Genomic DNA, 24377 nt, shown 5'->3' with positions numbered 1-24377 from the left:
TCTACTTTAAAATTTCATTGTGCTGTTGCCGATTCTTTTCAAACCATTGCCGATAAGACTTTTCCATTTCGGGCAGTTTTTTCCGGTAATTTTCCAATGACCAGTCAAAGCCGGTATCTTCCATATATTCTTTCATCGGCTCCAAACCTATCTCTTTACGCAGAGTATCCACTTTATCCGGATTTTCAATGGGCACAGGAAACTGCTTTCCATTCATCCGCAATGTCTGAGTTCCATAAACCTGCTTCTCACCCCTGTTCATTTTTATCCTGTCAGTCAGAAAAGCATACTGCCATCCATCCGCATTTCCGTCTTCCATTGCTTTCTTCAAGATAGGAAGATACTTGGTCTGTATAATTAAATCATCCGTATGCTGAATGCACAGAAAAAGCGTTTCATTGGCATCTTCACCTAGTTCATCACTGCCCAACCATCCATAAATATCAACAATCTGTTGTACCCGCAACGCGTTCTTGGAATCAATCCTTTTCATCATCCGGTGTATCTCCACAGTACGTTTATCTCTATCACCGTATCTCTTTGACGCATCTATCAACAACAAGCGGATACCCTGATCTTCGTTCCGCATCTGTTTCAGCTCTTCTACCAAAGAAGAGACTTCAGAATTCATCTCCTTTTCCAATGCATCGGGCAATTGAATATAGGTAGCATTAAACGAAGCAGTATCTTGAATGGCAAGATAATGGTAACAACTGTCTTTCAAACTCTGCAAGGTTTGTGCATGGCCGATGGGAATGGCTGTTGCAAGAGCAAACCCCATGCATAATAACATCTTTCTCATGTGCTCTGTCTCTTTTTGCAGTCACAAAAGTAGTGCATTTTATTCAGATAAAAGATAAAATCCAGCTCTTATCTTGTTTCTCACACCGAATTGCCTATCTTTGAGCCCAACATTGACAAACCATGAAAACATTAAAAGATATTGCAACGACAAGGTTGCTGAACCAACATCTGCTTCGCCCGCTACTCACTACCCCACAAGAGGTAGTGTCGTGGATGGGAGCAATGCAGGCACAGGATCTCTCCATGTGCCGGTGGCCCGTTGGAGTAAGGATGCGGAAGCCCTCGGAGACCGGCGTTATTGAAGCACTCAACAAGGGCGACATCATCCGCTCACACTTGAACCGTTCCACCTGGCAACTGGTCAAGGAAAGAATTAAGCGTTACTTTTTTTGAAAATGATAAGCCGGATGCAGCGTGTTTGGAAAAGGCAAAAAAACAATACGAGAAATTTGTAAATAGACCTTGCAGGAGATTACTATGGCGAAATTGATTTCCAGATGCAATATAAGAATATCAAAGGGGACCGTTTTGACTGGCTCTATGTGGATTTTCAAACACTCAGTCTCTATGCTGCCGAGTATGGCTTTGAAGCAGAGCTGATAAAGGAAGGAAAACACTATGATTACCTGGCTTGTCGTCTGCGGATGAAATAAAACCGCGAATGTCCGAAATCAAATTCCGAATATTCGCAGTTTCCTCATTACATTATGCCATCGAGCCACCCACAATATCGAGTAACTCGTTAGTAATTGCCTGCTGACGGCTCTTGTTATACATTACCGTCAGTTCTTGCAACAACTCATTGGCATTGTCCGTCGCAATCTGCATGGCCATGGTTCGTGCCGCATGCTCGGCAGCATTTGAATCGAGCAACACAGTAAACATCTTCATGCGCAATACTTTGGGCAGCATATCCTGCATCAACTCTTCGGCAGAAGGCTCAAGAATATAATCAATCGTTTTTTCCTTTTCTTCCTTCTTTTCATTGTTTAAATCAATGGGAAGATAAGTCTCGCGAGTCAATATCTGCGAAGCAGTGGACTTGAAATGATTATAGAGCAGTTCCACCTTATCCATATCGCCATGCAGGAAGCGCTTCATCAAATCAGTAGCAAGGTCGGCCGCCTCCTGATAAGAAGGTTTGTCTGCCATGTGCTGGAAATCGCCTTCAATGCGAAACCCCAACTTCCTGATAGCATCCGCCACCTTCTTCCCTACCGGGAAAACCAGAATATTCTCCAATCCCAACGGCTTGTATTCCGCCAATAAATCGACCAAGTGCCTGATGACATTGGCATTGAAACCGCCGCATAGACTGGTATTGGAAGCAAACACCACAACGGCCACCCTTTTTACTTCACGTTTCACGATGAAAGGAGACGTCACCTCAGTACAGTTGCTCATAAAATCGGTCAGTATGTGGTGCAGCCTGCGTTCGTAAGGAAGCATGCTTTCTATGGCGGCCTGAGCCTTATGCAGTTTGGCTGAAGCCACCATTTTCATAGCCGAAGTAATCTTTCGGGTATTGTTTACCGAGGCTATTCTTCCTTTTACTTCTTTCAGTGATGCCATGATAATTAGTTTTCTTTATAAGATTGGGCTGTCTCGGCAGCCACTTTTTCTATGATTCCGGTTACTTCCTCATTGATGACACCGCTTGCCAGCACATCAATAACATCCTGCTGATGGTTGGCGCGCATCGTTTCCAGGAACGTATTCTGGAAATCAATCACTTTATTCAAAGGCACATCATGCAACAAGCTATGTACCCCACAATAAAGGATGGCAATCTGCTCGCCTACCGGCATCGGACTGTACTGGGGCTGAATCAATAACCGGTTGTTCTTACGTCCACGGTCGATGGCCATGGCGGTCACGGCATCCATATCACTACTGAACTTTGAGAATGCTTCCAGCTCACGATACTGTGCTTGGTCTATCTTCAACGTACCGGCTACTTTCTTCATACTCTTGATTTGTGCACTACCTCCTACACGGGATACAGAGATACCCACATTAATGGCAGGGCGGAATCCTTGGTTGAAGAGGTCGGTTTCGAGGAATATCTGACCATCGGTAATGGAAATTACATTGGTCGGGATGTAGGCCGAAACGTCGCCTGCCTGTGTCTCGATGATGGGAAGGGCTGTCAACGAACCGCCTCCTTTTACCTTTCCCTTCAGGCTTGCCGGAAGGTCGTTCATCTGTTCTGCCACCTCCTGCTGGTTGATGATCTTCGCAGCACGCTCCAACAAACGGGAGTGCAAATAGAAGATATCTCCCGGATAAGCCTCACGGCCCGAAGGACGGCGGAGAATCAACGATACTTCACGATAGGCAACGGCCTGCTTGGACAAGTCATCGTAAACGACTAACGCATCCCGGCCGGTGTCACGGAAATACTCGCCGATGGCAGCTCCCGCAAACGGAGCAAAATATTGTAAGGCGGCAGGGTCTGCAGCAGTAGCGGCAACTACGATTGTGTAGTCCAATGCTCCGCGCTCTTTCAACACGTTCACGATATTGGCAACAGTAGAACCTTTCTGTCCCACAGCTACATAAATACAGTAAACAGGTTTCCCTGCTTCATAATTCGCTTTCTGGTTCAAGATGGTGTCGATGGCAATGGCGGTCTTTCCCGTCTGACGGTCGCCGATAATCAATTCACGCTGTCCACGACCGATAGGAATCATGGCATCGACAGACTTCAAACCGGTTTGCAACGGCTGATTGACGGGCTGACGGAAAATCACTCCCGGAGCCTTGCGCTCCAAAGGCATTTCGCAAAGCTCACCGCCTATCTGTCCGCGTCCGTCAAGAGGTTCGCCCAACGGATCAATGACGCGTCCCAACATACTTTCGCCCACTTTGATAGAGGCGATACGTTTGGTGCGCTTTACAATCATACCTTCCTTAATCTGGTCGGTAGGCCCTAACAACACGGCACCCACATTGTCCTCTTCCAAATTCATCACAATGGCTTTGATACCATTCTCAAACTCCAGCAACTCATTCGCCTCGGCATTGAGCAGGCCGTAGATACGAACCACGCCATCGCTCACCTGAAGCACCGTACCCACTTCGTCAAACTGAAGTGAGGTATCGATATCCTTGAGCTGCCGAAGCAATACTTCGGATACTTCGCTGGGTCTTATATTTTCAGACATAGTCTTTACTTTTCTTTTTTTATACTATTCTTCTGTTCTTCTCAATAAACTGCTGCTTCACTCGGCGTATCTGGCTGGCAATGCCTGCATCCAGACGGTAAGTACCGATTTCGAAAATGAAACCACCCTCTAATGAGGTATCTACCTTTGTAGCAAATTCAGCAGTTCCTTTCGTGCGGCTGACTACTATCTTGCGGATGCGCTCCACTACTTCGGGAGCTACCGGATAAGCCGTGGTCAGCTTGCCTATGCTGATATTTTTCTGTTTCCTGTACAGGTCGATATACGAATTAACCATGAACTGGAGAAATTTTTCACGCTTTTCCTTCAACACCAGTCGCACAAAGCGTTCCAGTTCCTTTGTCACTTTCCCTCCGGCAGCTTCCACTATCAGCTTCAGCTTTACATCGGGCGCCAGCACAGGATTGTCCATAGCCTGCCGCAACTCGGGAACTTGCGCATAGCTGTCTTTCAGCAGCAACGCTTCCCGATAAACGGCATCTTCCACCTTCGCGTCATCGGCATACGCCAACAATGCTTTGGCATACCGCATAGAGACTACTCCTATATACATGGCAAATTAGTTTTTAGAAACAGTTAATTCGTCCAGCAGCCGGTCAATCATTTCCGTCTGCTTGTTCTCGTCGTCGAGGTTCTTACGCAACACTTTCTCGGCAATATCAACGGACAGAACCGCTACCTGACGGCGTATGTCGCGGATAGCATCTTCTTTTTCTGCCTGGATTTGGCGCTTCACCTCTTCCATCATTTTATCTCCTTCTATCCGTGCCTGTTCTTTGGCTTCCTTGATAATACGGTCTCGTGTCGCCGCTGCTTCGTTCAGTATGCGTGCCTGTTCCTCGTGAGCTTTAGCCATGATGGTTTCACCTTCAGCTTTCAGGTTAGCCAACTGTTCGTTTGCTTCTTTTGCCACCACCAACGAACGGTCAATGTACTCCTTACGCTCATTCACCATCTTGATAATGACGGGGAAGCCATACTTGGCAAGCACAAAGAACACGATGCCGAAGGAAAGCAACATCCAAAACAACAAACCACTATCGGGCACTAATAATGACATAACTTCTTTTTATTTTTATAATGCAAGGAAACAAACAACAATGGCAAACAAGGCTACACCTTCTACCAAAGCGGCGATGATAATCATATTCATACGAATATCACCTGAAACTTCCGGCTGACGTGCAATAGCCTCCATAGCCGAACCACCAATCTTACCAATACCCAAACCTGCACCGATTACCGCTAAACCTGCGCCCAGTGCTGCACCTACTTTACTCAAGCCGACTCCGGCTGCTGCTTGTAATAATACTGTTGATAGTAACATAACTTTTCTATTTTTTAATGATTTATTTTATGCTTTTTCTTTCTCTGTTTCTTCTACACGAGACAGTCCGATAAAGACTGCCGACAACATGGTGAACACATACGCCTGAATAAAGGCTACCAGCAGTTCCACAAAGTTCATAAAGATGCAGAACAGGACGGATACCACTGTCATTGTGCCGTTTATGGCAGGCCCCATGCTCACTGTAACGAATATCAGGCTGGTGAGCGCCAAGATAACCGAGTGACCTGCCATGATATTGGCAAACAAACGTATCATCAAGGCAAAAGGCTTTGTGAAGATACCGAACAACTCTACTACCGGCATCAACGGGACGGGACACTTCAACCATGTGGGCACATCCGGCCAAAGTATTTCTTTCCAATATGCCTTGTTTCCCCACACGTTGACAGCTATGAACGTACACAATGCCAATACCAGTGTAATGGCAATATTTCCCGTCACATTTGCCCCACCGGGAAAAATAGGAATCAATCCCATGAGGTTATTGATGAACACAAAGAAGAATGCCGTCAGCAGAAAGTGGGAATAACGCTTGTAATCTTTTCCCACACAACTCTTGATTACGTCATCTTCTATCATCATCACAAACATTTCCATGAAACCTACAAAACCTTTCGGCGCAGGAGAATCGGGCGTGCGCTTCTTATACCAACGGGCAGTGCCCAAAATGATAGCAACCAGCAACACACTATTTATCAGCAGAGCAAGTACTGTTTTTGTAATAGAGATATCGAACGGACGCACCTCCTGCCCGGCAGCATTCACCTCTACAATCTTTCCCTTATGGTCTCCATCAGTGGCTATGCGCAGTCCTTCGTGCTCACTGCCTTCGTGAGCGATACGGGAAGAAAGAAAGGTATGCCATCCCGTCTCCTTACTGTATACTATCACCGGAAGAGGAATCACAATGTCCTTGTCACCCCACTTAGTGATATGCCATTCGTAAGAATCCTGAATATGGCCGAACACGATGTCCTTCGCATCCACATTTTCCTGCTGCTGGCTCACATTGATATCTTCGGCCTTCACCGTACCGACACCCATCATCAGCAAACAGAAAACAATACCTATCAAATACCTTGCCTTATCCATTTTTTTCTTTTTTGTCTTTTAGTTTAATCTTCAAATTATTCTCGAACAAGAAGAAGAATATACTTTCATACAGCATGCTGAAAAGGTAAAACAAAAAGAAGGTCAATACGAAATCTTCCTTATGCACTTTGACGTGCAATACATAGAACAACAGGATTATCATCGAGAACACCATTTTCACAAACTTCATTCCCATATAGATGGAAAGCAATTTATGCGGCGTATACTTCCGACAGTAGTCGAACATAAAAATGTAATACCATCCGAAGATATAAAAATACAGAGGAATAAAGGGAAACCAGGCAAAATAATGCTCCGGCCAAAATAACTTGATTGCTCCTCCTACTACCAGTCCGGCGACCACTGTCATGATGGTCTTCCAGATTAAAAATCGCTTTTTCGTCAGTGTAAATCCCATAGTTTAGACTCTTTAAATGTTATTGTTCTACGCAAACTGATACTATATCCTGTTTCACCTCAACAAAACCACCCTTGATAGCGACTTCTTCCGGTTTCCCATCTTTCACATAAACGATTTTTCCCCCGGTCAGGGAAGAAATCAGAGCTGCGTGCAACGGCAGAAGAGTGAACGCACCCAACGTACCGGGAAACTCCGCACTCTCAACCTCTCCTTCAAAAACAACTCCTTCGGGAGTGGCGATTGTCATATTCAGAAACCGTTTCATAAAGCACTAATTCTTTTTATTGGCTGTTTCCAGCAATTTCTTACCTTTTTCTATTGCTTCTTCTATTGTTCCTACATTCAGGAATGCCTGTTCGGGCAAGTAATCCACCTCCCCATCCATAATCATATTGAATCCTTTGATGGTGTCTTCGATGGAAACCATCACACCCGGCACACCGGTAAACTGCTCGGCCACGGCAAAGGGCTGTGACAGGAAACGCTGTACACGACGTGCACGGTTTACGGTCTGGCGGTCTTCGTCCGAAAGTTCGTCCATACCCAGAATAGAGATGATATCCTGCAACTCTTTGTTGCGCTGAAGGATTTGTTTCACACGCTGTGCGGTGTCGTAATGTTCCTGTCCCACAACATTCGGGTCAAGAATACGCGAAGTGGATTCCAACGGGTCTACCGCAGGATAAATACCCAACTCGGTAATCTTACGGCTCAATACCGTTGTAGCATCCAAGTGGCTGAATGTAGTGGCAGGCGCCGGGTCTGTCAAGTCATCGGCAGGCACATATACCGCCTGTACGGAAGTGATAGAACCATTCTTAGTAGAAGTGATTCGCTCCTGCATCTGTCCCATTTCGGTAGCCAATGTCGGCTGATAACCCACGGCGGACGGCATACGTCCCAACAAGGCAGATACTTCTGAACCGGCTTGTGTGAAACGGAAAATATTATCGATAAAGAAAAGAATATCACGCGGGCCATTGGCATCCCCACCTTTACGGTCGCGGAACGACTCGGCAACGGTCAATCCGGAAAGGGCAATGGAAGAACGTGCACCGGGAGGTTCATTCATCTGTCCGTACACCAAGGTGGCCTGTGATTTCTCTACTTCATTGTAGTCTACTTTAGAGAGATCCCAATTTCCCTCTTCCATGCTTTTCTTAAACTCTTCGCCATAACGGATAACGCCTGATTCAATCATTTCGCGCAACAGGTCATTACCTTCACGAGTACGTTCACCTACTCCCGCAAACACGGAGAAACCGTTGTGCTTCTTGGCAATGTTGTTAATCAACTCCATGATAAGCACAGTCTTTCCTACACCGGCACCACCGAACAAACCGATTTTACCACCTTTTGAATAAGGTTCCAACAGGTCGATTACCTTGATTCCGGTAAACAACACTTCCTGTGTGGTAGACAAGTCTTCAAACTTGGGAGGTTCACGATGAATGGGGTATGCACCCTCTTTACTCAACGGCTTCATTCCGTCTACGGCATCGCCCACTACGTTCATCAAACGACCTTTAATCTGGTCGCCCACAGGCATGGTGATAGGATGTCCTGTCGGTATTACTTCCATGCCGCGTTGCAGTCCGTCCGTGCTATCCATAGCTACGGTACGCACAGTGTCCTCGCCAATGTGTTGCTGAACTTCGACAACCAGCGTTCTGCCGTCCGGTCGTTTAATGGTTAAAGCGTCGTGAATACTTGGAAGAAGAAGGTCGGTATCGATATCTTTGCCTTCGAAATACACATCGACCACCGGTCCGATTACTTGTGATATATGTCCAACGATTTGTGACATAAGCTTCTGTTTAGTTTTATTTTATAATTTATCTTTGCTATATAAACAATCTTTTCGCCGAATTGTTTAGGTCGGTTATGCACTAACGTGCGCAGCAAAGGTAGAAATTATCTTCAGCCATTATTCCTCAACTAACATTTTTTACACCTAAAAACGACATTTATCCATTAAAAGGGGAGAAAAAGAACAATTTTGTTAGAAAGAGAAGAGAGTGTGCCGAATTTCTCATACCTAAAAGTCACCCTCGCCACAGATAGTTGTAGCGAGGGCGATTTCGAAAAAAGGGGAGTTTCGACACATCTCCCCCGAAGCGATGTGTAAGCAGCAGCCTGACACATCCCCCCCCGGGGAGACTAAGAATTAAAAAGAAGTGTTAATATTATTCCTTATACATACCCTCTCTGGATAATTGCTTGTCCAGATTGGCTACTCCAAGTGCCACTACCGCAGTCACAACAGCCGTGTGTTCCTGGTATTCGGGGATATTCTTTGTATAAAGGTCGCGCTCGGTATGCCAGATTTCTCCGTAAGAAAAATTATATCCTTTGATATCATCTGTTATGAAACCATAAGTTGGGACACCTTCCACGGCGAATACACTGGCATCGGTACCTCCTGTTGAAGTCGGGCGTTTACGAGGTTTGGCAACTTTCACCTCAAACGGAAAATCCGGATTGATATTCTTCACCGGCTTACAAATTTCTACAAAGTCATCGTACATGGCTTGCGGAACAGAAATACCGACCGGAGGAGTAGGCCCGCCATCCCGGTTAAACAGATTCGCTATCTTTCCCAACTCTTTCCGATGTTGATGTGCATAAGCTTTTGCACCCAGTAAACCAAATTCTTCTCCGGCAAAAGCTACAAATAGAATAGTACGTTTGGGCTGCGCTCCCGAAAGGGCGATAAGTCGCGCTGCTTCCATCATGGGACCGATGCCCGTACCGCAATCAATGCCTCCCGTTGCCACATCAAAAGCGTCAAGATGTCCACTGATAATTACATATTCGTCCGGATATTTTGTTCCTTTTATGGAAGCTACCACATTGTGGTATTTCACAGGACCAAGCTTAAAATGATTACGGATATCAAACTCCAGCCAAAACTCCCGGCGTTCTTTTGCCATTTGCTCTATAACGGCATACTGATGCTCATCCAATTTGATATCACACACTTCAGGTAAATTATCAAAAGTAGTGTTCTTATCATTCACTAACGAACGATCATAGAGTGCACGTAAGGGCACGGAGGCAGACTGTATAAAACCGAGCACGCCAGCTTCACACATCTCTTTATAGAACAATCCCGGCATCCGACGCAAAGGAAGCATTTGATGATGTGTACCCTTTGCCCAATTTTCCTCCATCAATGAATCATTCTTCTGTGCTATTTTCAGATTTTCCGCCTTTACCACACTACGCAGCGAATCTGCTTTAGCAGAATGGTCGATGGGCCAGCCTGCATTCTTTCCTGATATTAATACCCACGCACCTTTCAACTGATGTTTCATGCGCTTCAATTCAGCTTCCGTTGCGGGCTCAATCAACACATGACCACGTTGCAACCCTTTGGTTCCCGAAGTATAAGAAGGAGTGACAAAATGCAAGTTCATCGGTTGGTCACCACCGATAAGCCGCCCGAACCACGGCCCGCGATTAAAGCCGACAGGCAGCTCGCCGGCTTCTTCCAAATGTGCTTCGATACCCCAACTTCTAAATTCGCGAAGCATCCATTCGGCGGCATTATCATAAGCATCAGAGCCAATGGGACGACCGCCAAAACGGTTAGTCAAAACATCCAGTTGATGCATTACACGATTATCGGTCGTTCCTATTTCTATAATTTTCTTGACGGCAGCAGGCTGGGCATATACATTTCCGGTATACAGGGAGGCCGCCAAAAGGGTGACGGCACAAAGTTTTTTCATCATAATAGTTTTGTTTTATTTGTAATTAATGACTGCAAATATAAAATCTTTTATGAAACCTTATCCCCTCGGGAGCTATAAATTTCTAATAACAACTTTATATTACGTTACAAAAAGACACGTCTGCATCACCACGCAGCCATAACTTTAAAAGAGAGTTCTATGAATTCATATAAAGAAATAACAGTTAAATGAATTCCTCCACAAGATACATTTCATTGGTCAGTGTTTGCAAGCAACCTGTAAAGAACTTCAGCAATGCCACATTCATGTTATCTTTTAAAACTATGCAAATATCCATGTTGTTCATTACAAGATGGTGTCAAGGAAGTTACTATATAGTTAAATTACACTTTTCCCTGTATGGAGACACAACATGTATGCTCAATACAGGGAAAAGCAATCATCAATTATCAATATCAATCACATTAAATTTTAAGTCGAACTTGATTTCCCACCCATTAGACAGCTTTATTTCATAATCCTTTTTGTCTTTTTCGATTTTCAAGACCTTAGCGTCAGGATAGTTGGTTGACACATACTTCTGAATTTGAGCAGGCATCACATTACCCGGAACGGAGCTGTATTTACAGTTCACTTCCGTCCATGCCCCCCGTTTATCAAACTCCAACTTATCACCGTTCGTAAAAATTACATCGTAACTTTTATCAAAGAGGTCAGTCTCCATTTTAGCCATAGCCACTTTAGCAGTCGGGAAATACTGTTTGATGAACGTTTGGGCCGGTTGCGGTAATTGGTTAACTTGTATAGGCTTGTCATCATCAGCCATTACTACAGTTTGCAACGTAAATAGACACACTAAAAATAAAAATACCTTTTTCATAATCTTGTTGTTTTATGAGTTATACATCATTGTCTTTTCTCTGATGCAAAGATTAGAAGAGATTCTGAAAAGAATTTGAAAAGGACATAGAAAAGTTCTTTTTTACAAACTTTTCATGAATCTCATCCGCATAAAACAAATAGATTAATCTTCTCCTCTTAAATTGTTGACGTAGAACAGTGTTCCTTTCCGGTCTCTTCCACTATCCATTTTTCTATATTCCGAGTTTTTATGCTAAAGTTCACGCCTATCTTAAACAGTTTACGGCTATCTGCTTCAAAAGGCCGGGCATAATGCTTATCGTTGATTTGCTGCATGGCTTCTTCAGCCGTACCATCCAATTTAAATTCCATGACATAAATATAGCTATCGGTTTGCAGCACCAGGTCAATACGGCCTTCACTTGTGTGATACTCCACTTTCACATAAAATCCCATTAATTTGAAAACGATAAAAAGGACATTCTGATAATGTAACTCCAGGTCACGAACCATCTCATAAGGAGTATCAGCACAAAAACCTTGCAGACGGCGGAAGAAAGAATCATAATCACCGGACTCAACTTCACGTACAAACTTTTGTATCTCAAACGGTGCCTCAACCTTAGTAGTCTTTGCATAAAAAGGAAGAAGAAAGCGCATAAAGCCTTCTTCCACTTCACGGTTTGGAAAACCTAAACGATAAATACCAAAACGGCGCTCATATCCTTTGATAGTAAGGTAACCACTTTGATAAATCACAGGAATCGGGTTGGTGGAAGAAGCATCGATACTATTGAGAACATCCGCATCTGTTTCAACATGAGCCATACGATGAAGGTCATAATGGTGCATTTGAAGCAGTTCTACCAAATAGGTGGGAGTCCCCGTTTCAAACCAATAGTTTCCGAACTTCATTTTAAAAAAAGTATTCAACAAACTGAATGGGTTATATATTCCAACAGAATCTTCCACAAAATGATATCCATCATAACACTCCCTTAATTCATTACAAACTTCATCATAAGTCATGTGTTGTTTATCGGCAAGGGCATACAATTCATCCTCAAAATCCCGATGGATTTCTTCCTCAGTTATGCCACACAATGCCGCATACCGCTCATCCATGGACACATCTATTAAATTATTCAAAGCACTGAATACACTTATTTTTCCAAATTTGGTAACCCCTGTGAGCATTCCAAATTTGATACAGGCATCTTTACTTTTCAGTGCGCCGTAGAATGCCTGCAGTGTTTCACGAAAACTTTTTTGGAGTGCTTCATTGCCAATGGCCTGCAACATAGGTTTATCATATTCATCAACGAGAATCACCACCCGTTGTCCGGTCTTCCGGTAAGCACGTTCGATAACTCCTTCAAAACGCATCGACAAAGACTTCTCTGCAGCACGAGTGCCATAAAGACTTTCCCAATCATCCAAAACTCCATTCAGTTTATTTTCCAAGCTCTCGGGAGTATCGTATTTTTGAGTATTAAGGTCAATATGCAAAATAGGATATGTTATCCAGTCTTTCTCCAACTGCTCCATGGCGAGCCCTTCAAAAAGCTCTTTTTTACCCTGAAAATAAGCCTCAAGGGTGGATATCAGTAAACTCTTTCCGAAACGGCGAGGACGGCTCAAAAAGTAATAACTGCCTGTTTTGACAAGTTGATAAACCAATGCCGTCTTATCAACGTAAAAATAGCCATCCTTACGAATTTTCTCAAAATTCTGAATACCAATAGGATAAAGTTTATTGTTCATCATGCGTTGCTTTTTGAATGATAATGTACAAAGATACTTATTTACTTGTTATCCTCAACATTTTATTCCGAATAAATGTTCCGTTTCATCATACTCTTACTTCGAAACAATGCTTCCCTTCCCGATAATAATAATGTAAATACATGCCTTGCATTTTACAAATAGAATCGGCTAGAGCAAGCCCCAAGCCGGTAGAACCTTCCTTCTTTTCTCCTTGATAGAAACGTTCAAAAATATGACGACTATCCAGTGCTGTCTCCACCCCCCGATTGCAGAATATGATGCTGTGTTCTGTAATGACAATCCGAATATGTCCACCCTCTATGTTATGCACAAAAGCATTTTTCAGCAGATTGGTAAATAACACCACAGCCAACATTTCATTCATAGTAACAGAAAACGTTCCTTCTTCTTCTACCTGTACTTCGATATGACGATAGGCATACACCTCTTTATAATCAGTCAGATATTGCTTAACCAAGTGATTAACCTCTACCTGAGAAGAGTCCGAAAACTGTCCATTCTCAATCTTGGAAAGTAGCAATAAAGTTTTATTCAATTTCGTGATATGTTCCAAGGTCTGATGAGTCTTCATCAGTTCCGTCAGTTGAATTTCAGAAAGAGCCTCATCCTCCATCAGCATTTCCAGACGATTGAGGCAAATGGAAAGGGGCGTTTGCATCTCATGAGAAGCGTTGCCAATAAATTGCTTTTGTTGCTCAAACAGCCTTTCGTTGCGCTCCGCATAACGAATAGCCGCTTCGTTCAACTTCTTAAACTCCGAAACATGAGTAGGATTCTGCAAAGGTTCATTCTTCGCTCCAATCTTATATTTATCCAACCAATGCAACAGCACATAAAGCGGACGCATATTACGATAAACCACCCACACGCTTATCACAATGATAATAAGCAACATAATGACATACAGAAATATAATCCACCCCGTAATGGCTTCTTTTAAGTCATCCTTTTCGATAGAAGGAGTTGCAACCGTCAATTCAAAGAAACGGTCTCCATCATCTTTGAAAAGTGTAGTCAAGATACGTGCCGGTTCGGTTTCCCCTTTTTCAGGAATATATACCATCGAGTCTTTATAAAGTATATCTTCACGGCTGTCGGCATATTCTTCTGTCACTTCCTTCAAGAAGTATTGATTATTGGAAGCTGTATTCTTGGACGGCAACTCCTCCCCTGCCAACGCACGGATAATTATAGTTTCCGAATAGTCCTCGAGTGCATCATCCACCTCGTCATTGACTTCATCCATGACGGTGATATAAAAAAAGACAGCCCACCCGGTCAAGATGACAGTCAGGGCAAGCGAAATGCGAATCAGTATGTAATATATCAACTTCATCAGCTCATAACCATTTTATAACCCAGTCCGTATACGGCTTTCAGCTCAGGAGTCGCCCCGGCTTCCTTCAAACGTTTTCTTAGGTTCTTTATCTGAGCATAGATAAAATCAAAGTTATCCACTTGGTCTATATGGTCTCCCCAAACAGATTCAGCCATCGTATTTTTGTCAACCAAACGTCCCGGGCGATTCATGAAGTAGACTAAAATGTCATACTCTTTACGACTCAACTCCAGCTCTTCACCACCCACCTTCACACAGTATTTATCAGGAAAGACTTCTATATTTCCATATTTTATGGTGATTTCACCGTTCTGCTGATTCCGTCGGATTACACTTTTGATACGTGCATTAAGTTCTGCCAAATGAAAAGGTTTCGGCAAATAATCATCCGCCCCCAGCTCTAATCCCAAAACCTTATCTTCCAAAGAATCTTTTGCCGAAATAATAATCACATTCTCACGTTTACGCATCTCTTTGAGCTGCTCAAGCAAATCCAATCCATTACCATCGGGCAACATGATATCCAGCAGGATACAATCATAATTATAATCCTCTATTTTTTGGATACCTGTCCGAAAATCAGGAGCCACCTCTACTATATAGCGTTCTTGCTCTAATGAACGTTGAACAATTTCACGCAAATTGACATCATCTTCAACTAATAATATCTTCATAATCCTTGATATTTATGACAGGCAAAGAAACAAGATAATTCTGAAATAATACTGAAATGGAGAAAAAAGATTCAGTTAGAGTGTGTAGACAGCTTAAAAAAAGTGTGCCAAGAGCTCGAAATATCCCTCGTATTCCAAAGTCATTTCGCTCTTGACACACGGTCACAAACTCTCTCTTTAAACCCTGATTATTTGATTTCCATTTTTGAAAAATCCATCTGCTTTGCTTCATTCGGAATCGGCTCATTCATTAGCTCGAAAGGAACTGTCACTTCACCGTTTACAGCCGAATTCAATTTTATCTTAATACCTTTCATCCCGGGAAGCGCCTCGATAGAATTGAGGTTAAATGAAACAGCTCCATTCCCGTAAAAGCCGGTCATATCATCGTATGTATTGTAGCGCAATTCCAGTGTAAGATAGCCTTCGGAATCCAGAGCAAGAGGAGCTGTATGCACCAAGCTGATGCGGTGCTTTTCCCGTGCAGGCAGATTCTGTATAAAAACAATATTCATATACCCGCCGCCTATCCACATATTCTTCTTCTCAATATAAATAGGGTCATTCCCAAATTCCGCATCGTTTTCTTCTGTAAGCTCCTCGATATCTTTAGTCAGGATGGAGCGAATCCCCTCTATCTTGACAGCACAATCATATCCTTGAAAATCATCATACAACGGATTGAATACGACAACGACACGTTCTCCATCTTCCGGCGACCAAGGAAAAGCCGATGCAGCAGGCCACATAGTCCCCCACGTATCACCTGTCAGTGAATAAGTGTGACTGTCTTTAGCTTCCACTGTAGCCCAATCAACAGCAATATCACCGATTGAATATCCATCACTATCGTCACATGACTGAAACATAAAAGAAGTAACAGCCAGCATGATTCCACAAAAATAAGTTAACTTTTTCATAATATCCTCGTTTTTTTATATTCTATCCTTTAAAGAAAGAGAATGAGGGATTACTGCATATTCGCTTTTGTTATTTAACGTATTTTCAGTAAAAAGTTACAGATGGGGGGCTTCCCGGAAGTAAGAATTCCTATCGTGCAATTTTACCTTCATTGACAAGTTCCGACAAGGCTCTAGCCAATGAAGGACGAGTTACCCCAAGTTTTCTGGTCCACATCAGTAGAAGACGACTTGAAAAGAATCGGACTTTCTGAGAAATAAAGCCAACCTATGTTTCCATTTGCCACGAGGATGTGTCGAAACGTGGATAATGCTGTCGTTTAGTTCGTAGGGGCGAGATTCGCTCGCCCGAAAACAGTTTACTTTGTGTCTTCGGGCAGGCAAACCCTGCCCCTACAGCTGACGATGGGATAGGCCGGTTTAGTTTTGATACACTCCTATGGTGAATGGAGACTATAGTTCAAATAGAAAAACCCTACCCCTTCATACTCTGATTAATACTTTCTATATAATCCAGTATTTCTTTGCGTCCCAGTTTCTTTTCGGAAGAAGACAAGAAATAAGGAGGCAGTTCTTCCCATTGTTCACTCAGTTTCTTCAGATATTTATTCACATTATCCTTCGCCTTTCCTCCCGTCAATTTATCTGCTTTAGTAAATATGATAGCAAAAGGAACTCCGTTTTCTCCCAACCATTCCATAAATTCCAAATCGATTTTCTGCGGTTCCAGACGACAGTCTATCAATACAAACAGATTTGTCATTTGCTCGCGTTCCAGAATATAATCTTCTATAATTTTCTGAATCTTATCTACCTGCCTCTTACCTCTTAAAGCAAATCCATAACCCGGTAAGTCCACCAAATACCATTCTTTATTCACCAAAAAGTGATTGATAAGCAACGTTTTTCCCGGAGTAGATGAAGTCATCGCCAGCTTGGGACGTTTGGTCAGCATATTTATCAAACTAGACTTGCCCACATTGGAACGGCCTATAAAAGCATATTCCGGCAAATTGTCCTGCGGACACTTATCTACTTTTGTATTACTTATTACAAATTCTGCACTGAGTATTTCCATATCTTTTTTTGTTTTTAATACTTAAACAAGTCAGCCCCATAAAAGTCAAAAAGCCATTGAACATTAACATCTCGTAGCCAAACTGATAACCGGTGTAACAAAACACCACCCTGTCGATAATATAACATACCAGCGGAGATGCTATCGCCACATAAGGCACAAAGCGGTCACGCGGTTGCAACTTGGTAAACAGTCCGAACACAAACAGTCCCAGCAACGGCCCGTAAGTATAGGAGGCTATAACATATATCGCATCTATTACACTCTTATTATTCACCGCCTTAAATAGCAGAATGAACCCGATAAAAACTACTGAAATGCAGAAATGAACTATCTTCCTGCGTTTTTCCGCTTCCGGTTCAGACAAATGACCGATACCCATAATATCGATGCAAAAGCTGGTGGTCAAAGCAGTCAATGCAGAATCAGCACTCGAAAAAGCCGCTGCAATAATCCCAATGGTAAAGAAAATCAGGACTGCATATCCCAAATGCCCCTCTGCTGCAAACAAGGGAAGAATATCGTCTCCTCCTGCCGGCAGCGCTATTCCCATCCGGTTTGCCAACAACAATAGCAAAACGCCCAATGACAAAAACAGGAGATTAACAGGCACAAAAGAAATGCCGTAGCAATACATATTCTTTTGCGCTTCACGCAAACTCTTGCATGACAGGTTCTTCTGCATCATATCCTGATCCAGTCCTGTCATGACAATCGTGATAAAGATGCCGCTAAAAAACTGTTTATAAAAGTTCTGCTTGGAGTGCCAATCATCGAAAACGAAGATACGGCTATGCCCATTGTCTTTAATAGCCTGTACCACTCCCGAAAAATCAAGATTGAGCTGCCCCGCCACATTATACAATATAAGCCCCAATGCCAGCAAAAGACATAGAGTTTGCAAACTGTCGGTCCATACAATCGTGCGTATACCACTTCTACGTGTATACAGCCAGATGAGTAGCACAATGCCTATCACCGTCACAGCAAATGGCACACCGAATGCCCCGAACACATAATGCTGAAGAATCAGACAAACCAAATAAAGACGCGCCGCCGCTCCTATTATCTTCGAAAGAAGAAAAAAAGAAGCGCCTGTCTTATAGGAATGTCTCCCAATCCTATCACCCAAATAAGAATAAATCGAGGTAAGATTTAGTTTATAATAAAGCGGCAACAATATATGGGCTATAATGAGATAACCGACAAAAAAGCCCATACAGGTCTGCATATAAGTCATATCAATGCCACGCACCATGCCCGGGACAGAGACAAAAGTAACTCCCGACAACGAAGCACCAATCATACCAAAAGAAACAATATACCAAGGAGAACGGCGGTTGCCACGGAAGAAAGCATCGTTATCGGAATCCTTGCCGGTGAGACGAGCCACAAGCAGTAACATTCCGAAATAAAGAAATATAGTCAGCAGAATATAAATTCCGTTCATGTTATTTTTTTGACTGCAAATGTACGCAAAATCACTTAAATTCCGTAAGTTTGCAGCCATTATATAGGAATTTAACCGATGAATCAACAATATCCTTCTATATTATTAGAAAAAGCAGTAGGAGAATTTGCCAAACTGCCGGGCGTGGGACGGAAAACGGCCATGCGCCTCGTCCTTCATCTTCTGCGGCAGGATACGGCTACTGTAGAAGCGTTTGGCAATGCCATCATTACCTTAAAACACGAGGTGAAATATTGCAAAGTCTGCCATAACATATCAGATACCGAGACATGCCGTATTTGTTCAAATCCGGTACGTGACGCCTCCACCATCTGTGTGGTTGAGACCATCCGTGACGTAATGGCTGTAGAGGCTACACAACAATACAAAGGACTGTATCATGTACTGGGCGGGGTAATCTCACCAATGGACGGCATAGGGCCTTCCGACTTACAAATAGAAAGTCTGGTGGAACGCGTCAAAAACACCGAAGTGAAAGAGGTGATTCTGGCACTTAGCTCCACCATGGAAGGAGACACAACCAACTTCTATATTTTCCGCAAATTAGCAGATACCAATGTCAAACTCAGCGTCATCGCACGTGGCATTTCCATTGGCGATGAGTTGGAATATACAGATGAGGTTACTTTGGGGCGTTCCATTGCAAACCGTACACTATTTACAGGAACAGTATAATTATTCAAATTAAAGAGACACAATGAAAGAAAGAATAAATAAAACAGTGAAATACCTTCAGGCAGAATATATCATGATGTGGATATTACCTGTAGTTTTAGTCATCCTCTACGAAACGGGCATAATGACGGAAGGAAATTATGCCGGAGATACCCGCATGGACTATATACTACAAACAATCGGTATCCTGCTGACTGTAGGATTAATCCCTTTATCACTTCGATTATTCAGTCTGTCGTTGGTAAAACGTGTCAAACAACTCTCACTACCCTATGCCCTGAGCAGCTATCGTCGCTGGAGTGAAATCAGATTAGGACTATTGGTAGTACCTGTATTGACAAACTTGTCGTTCTACTACCTCACACTCAATACCACCGGCCTTTTTTGTGCTGCCATGTCTCTCATAGCTTCCTTGTTCTGTGTTCCCACCCGCAAACGTGTATGGGATGAACTCGACTTATGGAAAGAGGAAAAGGAGGAAAAATAATGGCACAGAAATTAGAACAAAACGGTGTTAAGCTCCGTGCTCCCGAGCCGGAAGACCTGGACTGTATGTTCCGTTTCGAAAACATAGTGGATTTATGGGATATCAGTAATACCACAGGGCCTTATTCCCGTTTTCATTTAAAACAATACATTGAGCAAACACAAAATGATTTGTTTACAGACCGTCAACTCCGACTGATGATTGAAAATCGTGACAGACAGGTGGTAGGAATTGTAGATATTTGCAATTTCGACCCACTGCACAGTCGTGCGGAAGTAGGCATCGTCATAGACGAGACACAACGAAGAAAAGGAATAGGCAGACAGGCACTATTTCTCCTTGAAGACCACTGTTTTCATTACTTAGGCATCCATCAGCTGTTTGCGTATGTAGAGAGTGCAAACACCCCCTGCCGCAAACTATTTACCACTTGCGGCTATCAGGAATGTGCACTATTAAAAGACTGGATGCATACCGGCAAAGGCTATCGCGATGTGATAATGTTCCAAAAACTAAACTCCTAATTAAGCATCGGGAATTGAGGATAACGTGCCCAAACAGCATATTTACCTCCCAATTTAGTAAGCATAGTATGCCATAAATCGCAGGAATCCAAGTCCAACAATACCTCCTTGCTACTGTCCACTATCAGCCATGATTTCTCCTCTATCTCCTGCATCAGTTGACCTTTCTCCCATCCGACATATCCCAAAAAGAACCGGAATACACCTTCTACCTGTTTACCTTCACGAATATATTTCTCCACTTTTTTAAAATTACCATTCACATACAGTCCATTAGACAAAGGAATCGCCCCCTTCAATTTTTCCAACGTATGCAGGAAAAAAATAGTATCTCTACTAACCAACCCTCCTTTATATATAGGCACAGGTTGTGCAAATTCCAGTGAAGGCAACAAGTCATTCAACGATAAAGGGTTACGAAAATTTTTATTCACCATTAATCCCATACTACCTTGCTCATTATGATCCAGCAGCAACACTACCGACCGAGTCAATTCATGGTCTTGAAAAAAAGGAGATGAAATCAGTATATCTCCTCTCTTCGGCAATACCCTACTAGACTCTATCTGAAAAACACGCATATCCATAGTAAACTTTTTCTCTTTTTTAAAATTGTAATACTAATATACGGAATAAAATCCAATAAAGAAGTATCTCCTCACTCTTTTTTTTGAAAAAATATTTTTCTTAAAATGTAAATGATTCACTATCAGGCCTAATCGAAAAAAGTTCAGAAAAAAAACATCCAAACATTTGCAGGTTTCAAATTATTGCGTACCTTTGCACCCGCAATCGAGAGAGAAAGCATTGAAAGAAACAGATTGAGAAATTGGTGCGTTAGTTCAGTTGGTTAGAATACATGCCTGTCACGCATGGGGTCACGGGTTCGAGTCCCGTACGCACCGCTTCTTTTTCAGTTATAAAACATATTGGTGCGTTAGTTCAGTTGGTTAGAATACATGCCTGTCACGCATGGGGTCACGGGTTCGAGTCCCGTACGCACCGCAACTTTTTCAGTCATAAAATATATTGGTGCGTTAGTTCAGTTGGTTAGAATACATGCCTGTCACGCATGGGGTCACGGGTTCGAGTCCCGTACGCACCGCGAAAGGGAGTAACATTAGTTACTCCCTTTTTTGTTGTGTATCAGACAATTAAGGCATTGGAAGTAGATGGAGAATATATAAAAATTGGGTGCATATTTACCGGAAACTTACCAGTATTTCCCGATTTTTACCGATATTTTCACCTATAATGATACCGCCTTTGATACCATTTTTAAATTGTAGCGATAATCAGTAGATACCAAAACTCAAAAGAATATGAAATATCCGACAATGAGATTCGTCTTTGACCGTAAAAAGGTTGCGACAAAGACACACAAGGGACTCGTTCAAATTGAAGTTTTGAGCGAAGGTAAGAGAAAATGGATCGGAACCGGCGTTAAAGTCTATTCCGACCAATGGAATGATCGAAAGAAGATAATCAATTCGGTTGAAATGATTCAATTGAACCAGTGTCTTGATGAACAACTCCGGGTTATCCAAAATTGGATTAATGAACTTATCAGCAAAAAGGAAGTTTTTGATTTTGATAAGCTGGATAGATTTTTGAGATATACCAATAAATCAGAAAGTTTTGTTGACTTTGTAGAAAGAAGAATTGAAGAGCGTGGAGATATAACGGAAAGTACCAAAGCTTCCCATCGGACATTTGCGGCCTCATTACGTGAATTTGACAGAATAATATATTTTTCTGATCTCACAAAAGCCAATATCACATTGTATGATGATTGGTTACATGCTAAGGGCTATTCACAGCCGACAATATATAACTATCATAAACGTAACAAACGTTATATCCACGAGGCCATAAAGTTTGATTTGCTAAAAAATGATCCGTATAAGGGTGAGCGTTTTTCCCGTGGCAAACATGCCATCAGGAAATATTTGACTGCCGAAGAATTGAAGAAAGTGAAAGATGCTCAAATAGACTCGGAAACGATCTGTAGAGTCCGTGACCTTTTTATTTTTCAGGCATATACTGGAATATCCTATGCTGATCTTGCTAAATTCAATTTCAAACGTGACGTACAAAAACGCGGCAATAAGTATGTTATATTGGATATTCGTTTAAAGACAGAAGAAAACTATTTTATCGTATTACTGTCTCCTGCAATGGAAATATTGAAAAAATATGATTATGTGCTTCCGATTATCAGTAATCAACAATACAATTTGCGGCTTAAAATAGTTGCTGATTATGCAGGGCTTGATAGAAATTTGACCGTTCACATGAGCAGGCACACATTTGCGACAATGTGCCTGAACAATGGGGTTAAAATGGAAAATGTGAGTAAAATGCTCGGTCATACAAATGTACGCACCACACAACAATATGCTAAAGTTCTGAATGCCGAAGTGGAAAAAGACTTTGAGATGCTGGAACGGATTTTGTCATAGTATAAGAAAGCCACGCTAAAATAGTTCTACCGATATTTAGCGTGGCTTGTTTCATTTAAAATACTCCATAACTTGTGCCGATTGTTCACGGAGACCACAGCAAAGATAATTTTGAGTCATTTCCACGCTTGCATGTCCCATCATTTGGCTTATTGAGTATAAATCGGCACCGCGTAAATACAAATTGGTTGCAAAACTCCGGCGTGCCGTGTGGCTTGAAACAAATTCCCATTTTTCACCTTCCACTTCCTTTCCGGCCTTGAATACTTTAACCGCCTCTGTGATTCCGGCTTTCCGGCAAATATTACGGATATTATTGTTGAATGTCGGATCACTAACTTCTTCTTTAGGTAAATTTGTTAGTAGCTCTTTCACGATTGGCTTCAATGGCACCGTGGCATGAGTTTTAGTTTTTAGGCTGACATAAGAGATCATTCCACCCACTATATTACGGTTGTTCAACCGTGTATAGTCACTATGACGGCAACCGGTAAAGGCGCCTATTAAAAATTGTGTGCGTACCAATTGTTCGTTGGTATTCTTGGGAGCATAGGTGATAATTCGTTCAAGTTCTTCATCAGTAAGCCAAACATTAGTGCTTCTCACATTTTTTACTGAAAGGATTTTATTATAGTCTTTAGGTAGCTCAACCTCTTCATTATACAAGTTCAATACAGCTTTTAATTTGGCGGCATATTGGCGAACAGAGTTTGGTGCCAGCCGTTCTTCCATATAATCAACAAAAGTCTGCAATCGGACTTTTGAAAGATTCTCCCATGTTGCCGGGCAATCATTTGCCCGACTATACATGTTGAGTATAATTTCATATTTGGGGTATTTTGCCAAGAATGCTATACGTAAGTCTTTCATTTTTATTTCATTTCTTTATTCCAACCATCATAAATATCTTCCCAATTATCACCTAAGCCAACCCTTATGCCGAAAGCGTTGTAACATTGTTGTACCGCTTCTTTCGGTGGTAAGTATCTCCCGTCACCCTATAACGTTTCTCATTATCCCGGTACATTGCCCCTTTGCATAACCTTCTGCCTTTGGAGTCTATGAAGGGTTTAATATTGCAGAATGCTTCATAGCTTTGGCAGGCTGAAATATTTCCCGAAGTAACAGCTTTCCGATAGAAATTTTCACCATAGCCCTTACCGTTGGCGTTGACTCCAAACCAGTAACCACCGCTGAATTTTGAAAATATATTCTGAAAATCCTCTTTATTGAATTTCATTTGAGATATTATAGCCAACTTTACTGCTTCATACATGGCTATGTTGACTCGTAAATAAGAATCAGTCTTTTCATTGTTCCAAACAAATTCTATCAGTTCAAAAGCTTTTGATTTTTCATTCATACTTTTGGGTATTTTCCTTCTCCTTTCGGATCAGTTCATTAATAAATTTACTCATGTTTGGTTGCTCTCTGACAAAATCAACCAAATCAATATCCAGTCTAATAGCATAGACCTTACTTTTCGTAACCGGTTTGTTTCGGCGATAACTTCTTTTGGCTTGTTTATTCTCTTCCATAATGAT

27 protein-coding genes, 3 tRNA genes and 1 pseudogene are annotated in these 24377 nt (G+C 42.3%); 9 read left to right on the top strand and 22 right to left on the bottom strand.

Going from position 1 to position 24377, the window contains the following annotated elements:
- Position 1 precedes the first annotated feature (1 nt).
- Positions 2–802, bottom strand: coding sequence for a DUF6624 domain-containing protein (locus tag QYT14_RS05140; protein WP_288324346.1), 801 nt, complete (start codon positions 800–802; stop codon positions 2–4).
- A gap of 122 nt (positions 803–924) precedes the next feature.
- Between QYT14_RS05140 and QYT14_RS05135 the strand changes: the two genes are divergently transcribed.
- Together QYT14_RS05135 and QYT14_RS05130 are read left to right on the top strand one after the other, a co-directional pair.
- Entirely contained in the window at positions 925–1197 is a 273-nt protein-coding gene (locus QYT14_RS05135; protein ID WP_288324345.1) for a crosslink repair DNA glycosylase YcaQ family protein, read from the top strand.
- Between the two features lie 62 nt (positions 1198–1259).
- Positions 1260–1457 (top strand): annotated as a pseudogene (locus QYT14_RS05130) (SAM-dependent methyltransferase); the annotation flags it as partial.
- Positions 1458–1509: 52 nt separating this feature from the next.
- On the opposite strand, the gene QYT14_RS05125 reads toward QYT14_RS05130, so the two are convergent.
- The 17 genes from QYT14_RS05125 to QYT14_RS05045 form a co-directional block, all read right to left on the bottom strand.
- Positions 1510–2376, bottom strand: a complete 867-nt coding sequence (locus QYT14_RS05125; RefSeq protein ID WP_288324344.1) for a F0F1 ATP synthase subunit gamma — start codon at positions 2374–2376, stop codon at positions 1510–1512.
- Positions 2377–2381: 5 nt separating this feature from the next.
- Positions 2382–3971: a F0F1 ATP synthase subunit alpha gene (gene atpA / locus QYT14_RS05120; protein ID WP_237037896.1), complete on the bottom strand. Its 1590-nt coding sequence runs from the start codon at positions 3969–3971 to the stop codon at positions 2382–2384.
- A gap of 19 nt (positions 3972–3990) precedes the next feature.
- Positions 3991–4545 carry a F0F1 ATP synthase subunit delta gene (locus QYT14_RS05115; protein WP_288324343.1) on the bottom strand — a complete coding sequence of 185 codons (555 nt, stop codon included), beginning with the start codon at positions 4543–4545 and terminating at the stop codon, positions 3991–3993.
- A 6-nt stretch (positions 4546–4551) separates the two neighbouring features.
- Positions 4552–5052 (bottom strand): F0F1 ATP synthase subunit B, encoded by a 501-nt coding sequence (gene atpF, locus QYT14_RS05110; RefSeq protein WP_237037898.1) that lies wholly within the window; start codon positions 5050–5052, stop codon positions 4552–4554.
- A gap of 15 nt (positions 5053–5067) precedes the next feature.
- Positions 5068–5319: an ATP synthase F0 subunit C gene (atpE, locus tag QYT14_RS05105; protein WP_005937691.1), complete on the bottom strand. Its 252-nt coding sequence runs from the start codon at positions 5317–5319 to the stop codon at positions 5068–5070.
- A 27-nt stretch (positions 5320–5346) separates the two neighbouring features.
- Positions 5347–6390 (bottom strand): F0F1 ATP synthase subunit A, encoded by a 1044-nt coding sequence (atpB, locus tag QYT14_RS05100; protein ID WP_237038408.1) that lies wholly within the window; start codon positions 6388–6390, stop codon positions 5347–5349.
- Between the two features lie 37 nt (positions 6391–6427).
- The gene (locus tag QYT14_RS05095; RefSeq protein ID WP_237037899.1) at positions 6428–6853 is read right to left on the bottom strand and encodes a hypothetical protein; all 426 of its coding nucleotides are present in this window, start codon (positions 6851–6853) and stop codon (positions 6428–6430) included.
- A gap of 19 nt (positions 6854–6872) precedes the next feature.
- Positions 6873–7121 (bottom strand): F0F1 ATP synthase subunit epsilon, encoded by a 249-nt coding sequence (locus QYT14_RS05090; RefSeq protein ID WP_237037900.1) that lies wholly within the window; start codon positions 7119–7121, stop codon positions 6873–6875.
- Positions 7122–7127: 6 nt separating this feature from the next.
- Positions 7128–8663 carry a F0F1 ATP synthase subunit beta gene (gene atpD, locus QYT14_RS05085; protein WP_237037901.1) on the bottom strand — a complete coding sequence of 512 codons (1536 nt, stop codon included), beginning with the start codon at positions 8661–8663 and terminating at the stop codon, positions 7128–7130.
- Positions 8664–9042: 379 nt separating this feature from the next.
- Positions 9043–10593 carry a M28 family peptidase gene (locus QYT14_RS05080; protein ID WP_288324342.1) on the bottom strand — a complete coding sequence of 517 codons (1551 nt, stop codon included), beginning with the start codon at positions 10591–10593 and terminating at the stop codon, positions 9043–9045.
- A 403-nt stretch (positions 10594–10996) separates the two neighbouring features.
- Positions 10997–11434 (bottom strand): PepSY-like domain-containing protein, encoded by a 438-nt coding sequence (locus QYT14_RS05075; RefSeq protein WP_237037902.1) that lies wholly within the window; start codon positions 11432–11434, stop codon positions 10997–10999.
- 158 nt (positions 11435–11592) lie between these two features.
- Positions 11593–13179, bottom strand: a complete 1587-nt coding sequence (locus QYT14_RS05070) for an ATP-binding protein (RefSeq protein ID WP_288324513.1) — start codon at positions 13177–13179, stop codon at positions 11593–11595.
- A gap of 88 nt (positions 13180–13267) precedes the next feature.
- Entirely contained in the window at positions 13268–14539 is a 1272-nt protein-coding gene (locus QYT14_RS05065) for a HAMP domain-containing sensor histidine kinase (RefSeq protein ID WP_288324341.1), read from the bottom strand.
- Positions 14539–15216 (bottom strand): response regulator transcription factor, encoded by a 678-nt coding sequence (locus tag QYT14_RS05060; RefSeq protein WP_237037904.1) that lies wholly within the window; start codon positions 15214–15216, stop codon positions 14539–14541. The genes QYT14_RS05065 and QYT14_RS05060 overlap by 1 nt, the downstream gene beginning before the upstream one ends.
- Before the next feature lie 188 nt (positions 15217–15404).
- Positions 15405–16136, bottom strand: a complete 732-nt coding sequence (locus QYT14_RS05055) for a NigD-like protein (protein ID WP_288324340.1) — start codon at positions 16134–16136, stop codon at positions 15405–15407.
- A gap of 475 nt (positions 16137–16611) precedes the next feature.
- Positions 16612–17214, bottom strand: coding sequence for a ribosome biogenesis GTP-binding protein YihA/YsxC (gene yihA, locus QYT14_RS05050; RefSeq protein WP_237037906.1), 603 nt, complete (start codon positions 17212–17214; stop codon positions 16612–16614).
- Positions 17180–18664 carry a sodium:solute symporter gene (locus tag QYT14_RS05045; RefSeq protein ID WP_288324339.1) on the bottom strand — a complete coding sequence of 495 codons (1485 nt, stop codon included), beginning with the start codon at positions 18662–18664 and terminating at the stop codon, positions 17180–17182. Before QYT14_RS05045 ends, yihA begins: the two co-directional genes overlap by 35 nt.
- Before the next feature lie 78 nt (positions 18665–18742).
- On the opposite strand from QYT14_RS05045, the gene recR reads away from it, so the two are divergent.
- From recR to QYT14_RS05030, 3 genes are read left to right on the top strand one after another with little or no spacing between them, the layout of a single operon-like run.
- Positions 18743–19360: a recombination mediator RecR gene (recR, locus tag QYT14_RS05040; protein WP_237037908.1), complete on the top strand. Its 618-nt coding sequence runs from the start codon at positions 18743–18745 to the stop codon at positions 19358–19360.
- 22 nt (positions 19361–19382) lie between these two features.
- Positions 19383–19847, top strand: a complete 465-nt coding sequence (locus QYT14_RS05035; RefSeq protein ID WP_288324338.1) for a hypothetical protein — start codon at positions 19383–19385, stop codon at positions 19845–19847.
- Positions 19844–20371 (top strand): GNAT family protein, encoded by a 528-nt coding sequence (locus QYT14_RS05030; RefSeq protein WP_237038411.1) that lies wholly within the window; start codon positions 19844–19846, stop codon positions 20369–20371. The genes QYT14_RS05035 and QYT14_RS05030 overlap by 4 nt, the downstream gene beginning before the upstream one ends.
- Here the strand turns inward: QYT14_RS05030 and QYT14_RS05025 are convergent.
- The gene (locus tag QYT14_RS05025; RefSeq protein WP_237037910.1) at positions 20368–20958 is read right to left on the bottom strand and encodes a YqgE/AlgH family protein; all 591 of its coding nucleotides are present in this window, start codon (positions 20956–20958) and stop codon (positions 20368–20370) included. The two genes, QYT14_RS05030 and QYT14_RS05025, sit on opposite strands and share 4 nt — an antisense overlap.
- A 244-nt stretch (positions 20959–21202) precedes the next feature.
- Between QYT14_RS05025 and QYT14_RS05020 the strand changes: the two genes are divergently transcribed.
- From QYT14_RS05020 to QYT14_RS05005, 4 genes are all read left to right on the top strand, one after another.
- Positions 21203–21276, top strand: a tRNA-Asp gene (locus tag QYT14_RS05020).
- Between the two features lie 26 nt (positions 21277–21302).
- Positions 21303–21376: transfer RNA gene (locus QYT14_RS05015), tRNA-Asp, on the top strand.
- Positions 21377–21402: 26 nt separating this feature from the next.
- Positions 21403–21476: transfer RNA gene (locus QYT14_RS05010), tRNA-Asp, on the top strand.
- Between the two features lie 217 nt (positions 21477–21693).
- Positions 21694–22833: a site-specific integrase gene (locus QYT14_RS05005; RefSeq protein WP_195257497.1), complete on the top strand. Its 1140-nt coding sequence runs from the start codon at positions 21694–21696 to the stop codon at positions 22831–22833.
- 51 nt (positions 22834–22884) lie between these two features.
- Here the strand turns inward: QYT14_RS05005 and QYT14_RS05000 are convergent, their stop codons facing one another.
- From QYT14_RS05000 to QYT14_RS04990, 3 genes are all read right to left on the bottom strand, one after another.
- Positions 22885–23703, bottom strand: a complete 819-nt coding sequence (locus QYT14_RS05000) for a site-specific integrase (RefSeq protein ID WP_004326975.1) — start codon at positions 23701–23703, stop codon at positions 22885–22887.
- Between the two features lie 64 nt (positions 23704–23767).
- Positions 23768–24196, bottom strand: coding sequence for a hypothetical protein (locus QYT14_RS04995; protein WP_289307025.1), 429 nt, complete (start codon positions 24194–24196; stop codon positions 23768–23770).
- On the bottom strand, positions 24189–24371 hold the full coding sequence (locus QYT14_RS04990) for a hypothetical protein (RefSeq protein WP_007846556.1): 183 nt from the start codon (positions 24369–24371) through the stop codon (positions 24189–24191). Before QYT14_RS04990 ends, QYT14_RS04995 begins: the two co-directional genes overlap by 8 nt.
- Between the last annotated feature and the right edge of the window lie 6 nt (positions 24372–24377).

This window comes from uncultured Phocaeicola sp. (genome assembly GCF_948499155.1).
In the GTDB taxonomy this organism is placed as follows: domain Bacteria; phylum Bacteroidota; class Bacteroidia; order Bacteroidales; family Bacteroidaceae; genus Phocaeicola; species Phocaeicola faecalis.
The sequence above is the reverse complement of the archived record's forward strand: the minus strand, read 5'-3'. Positions and strand labels throughout refer to the sequence as shown.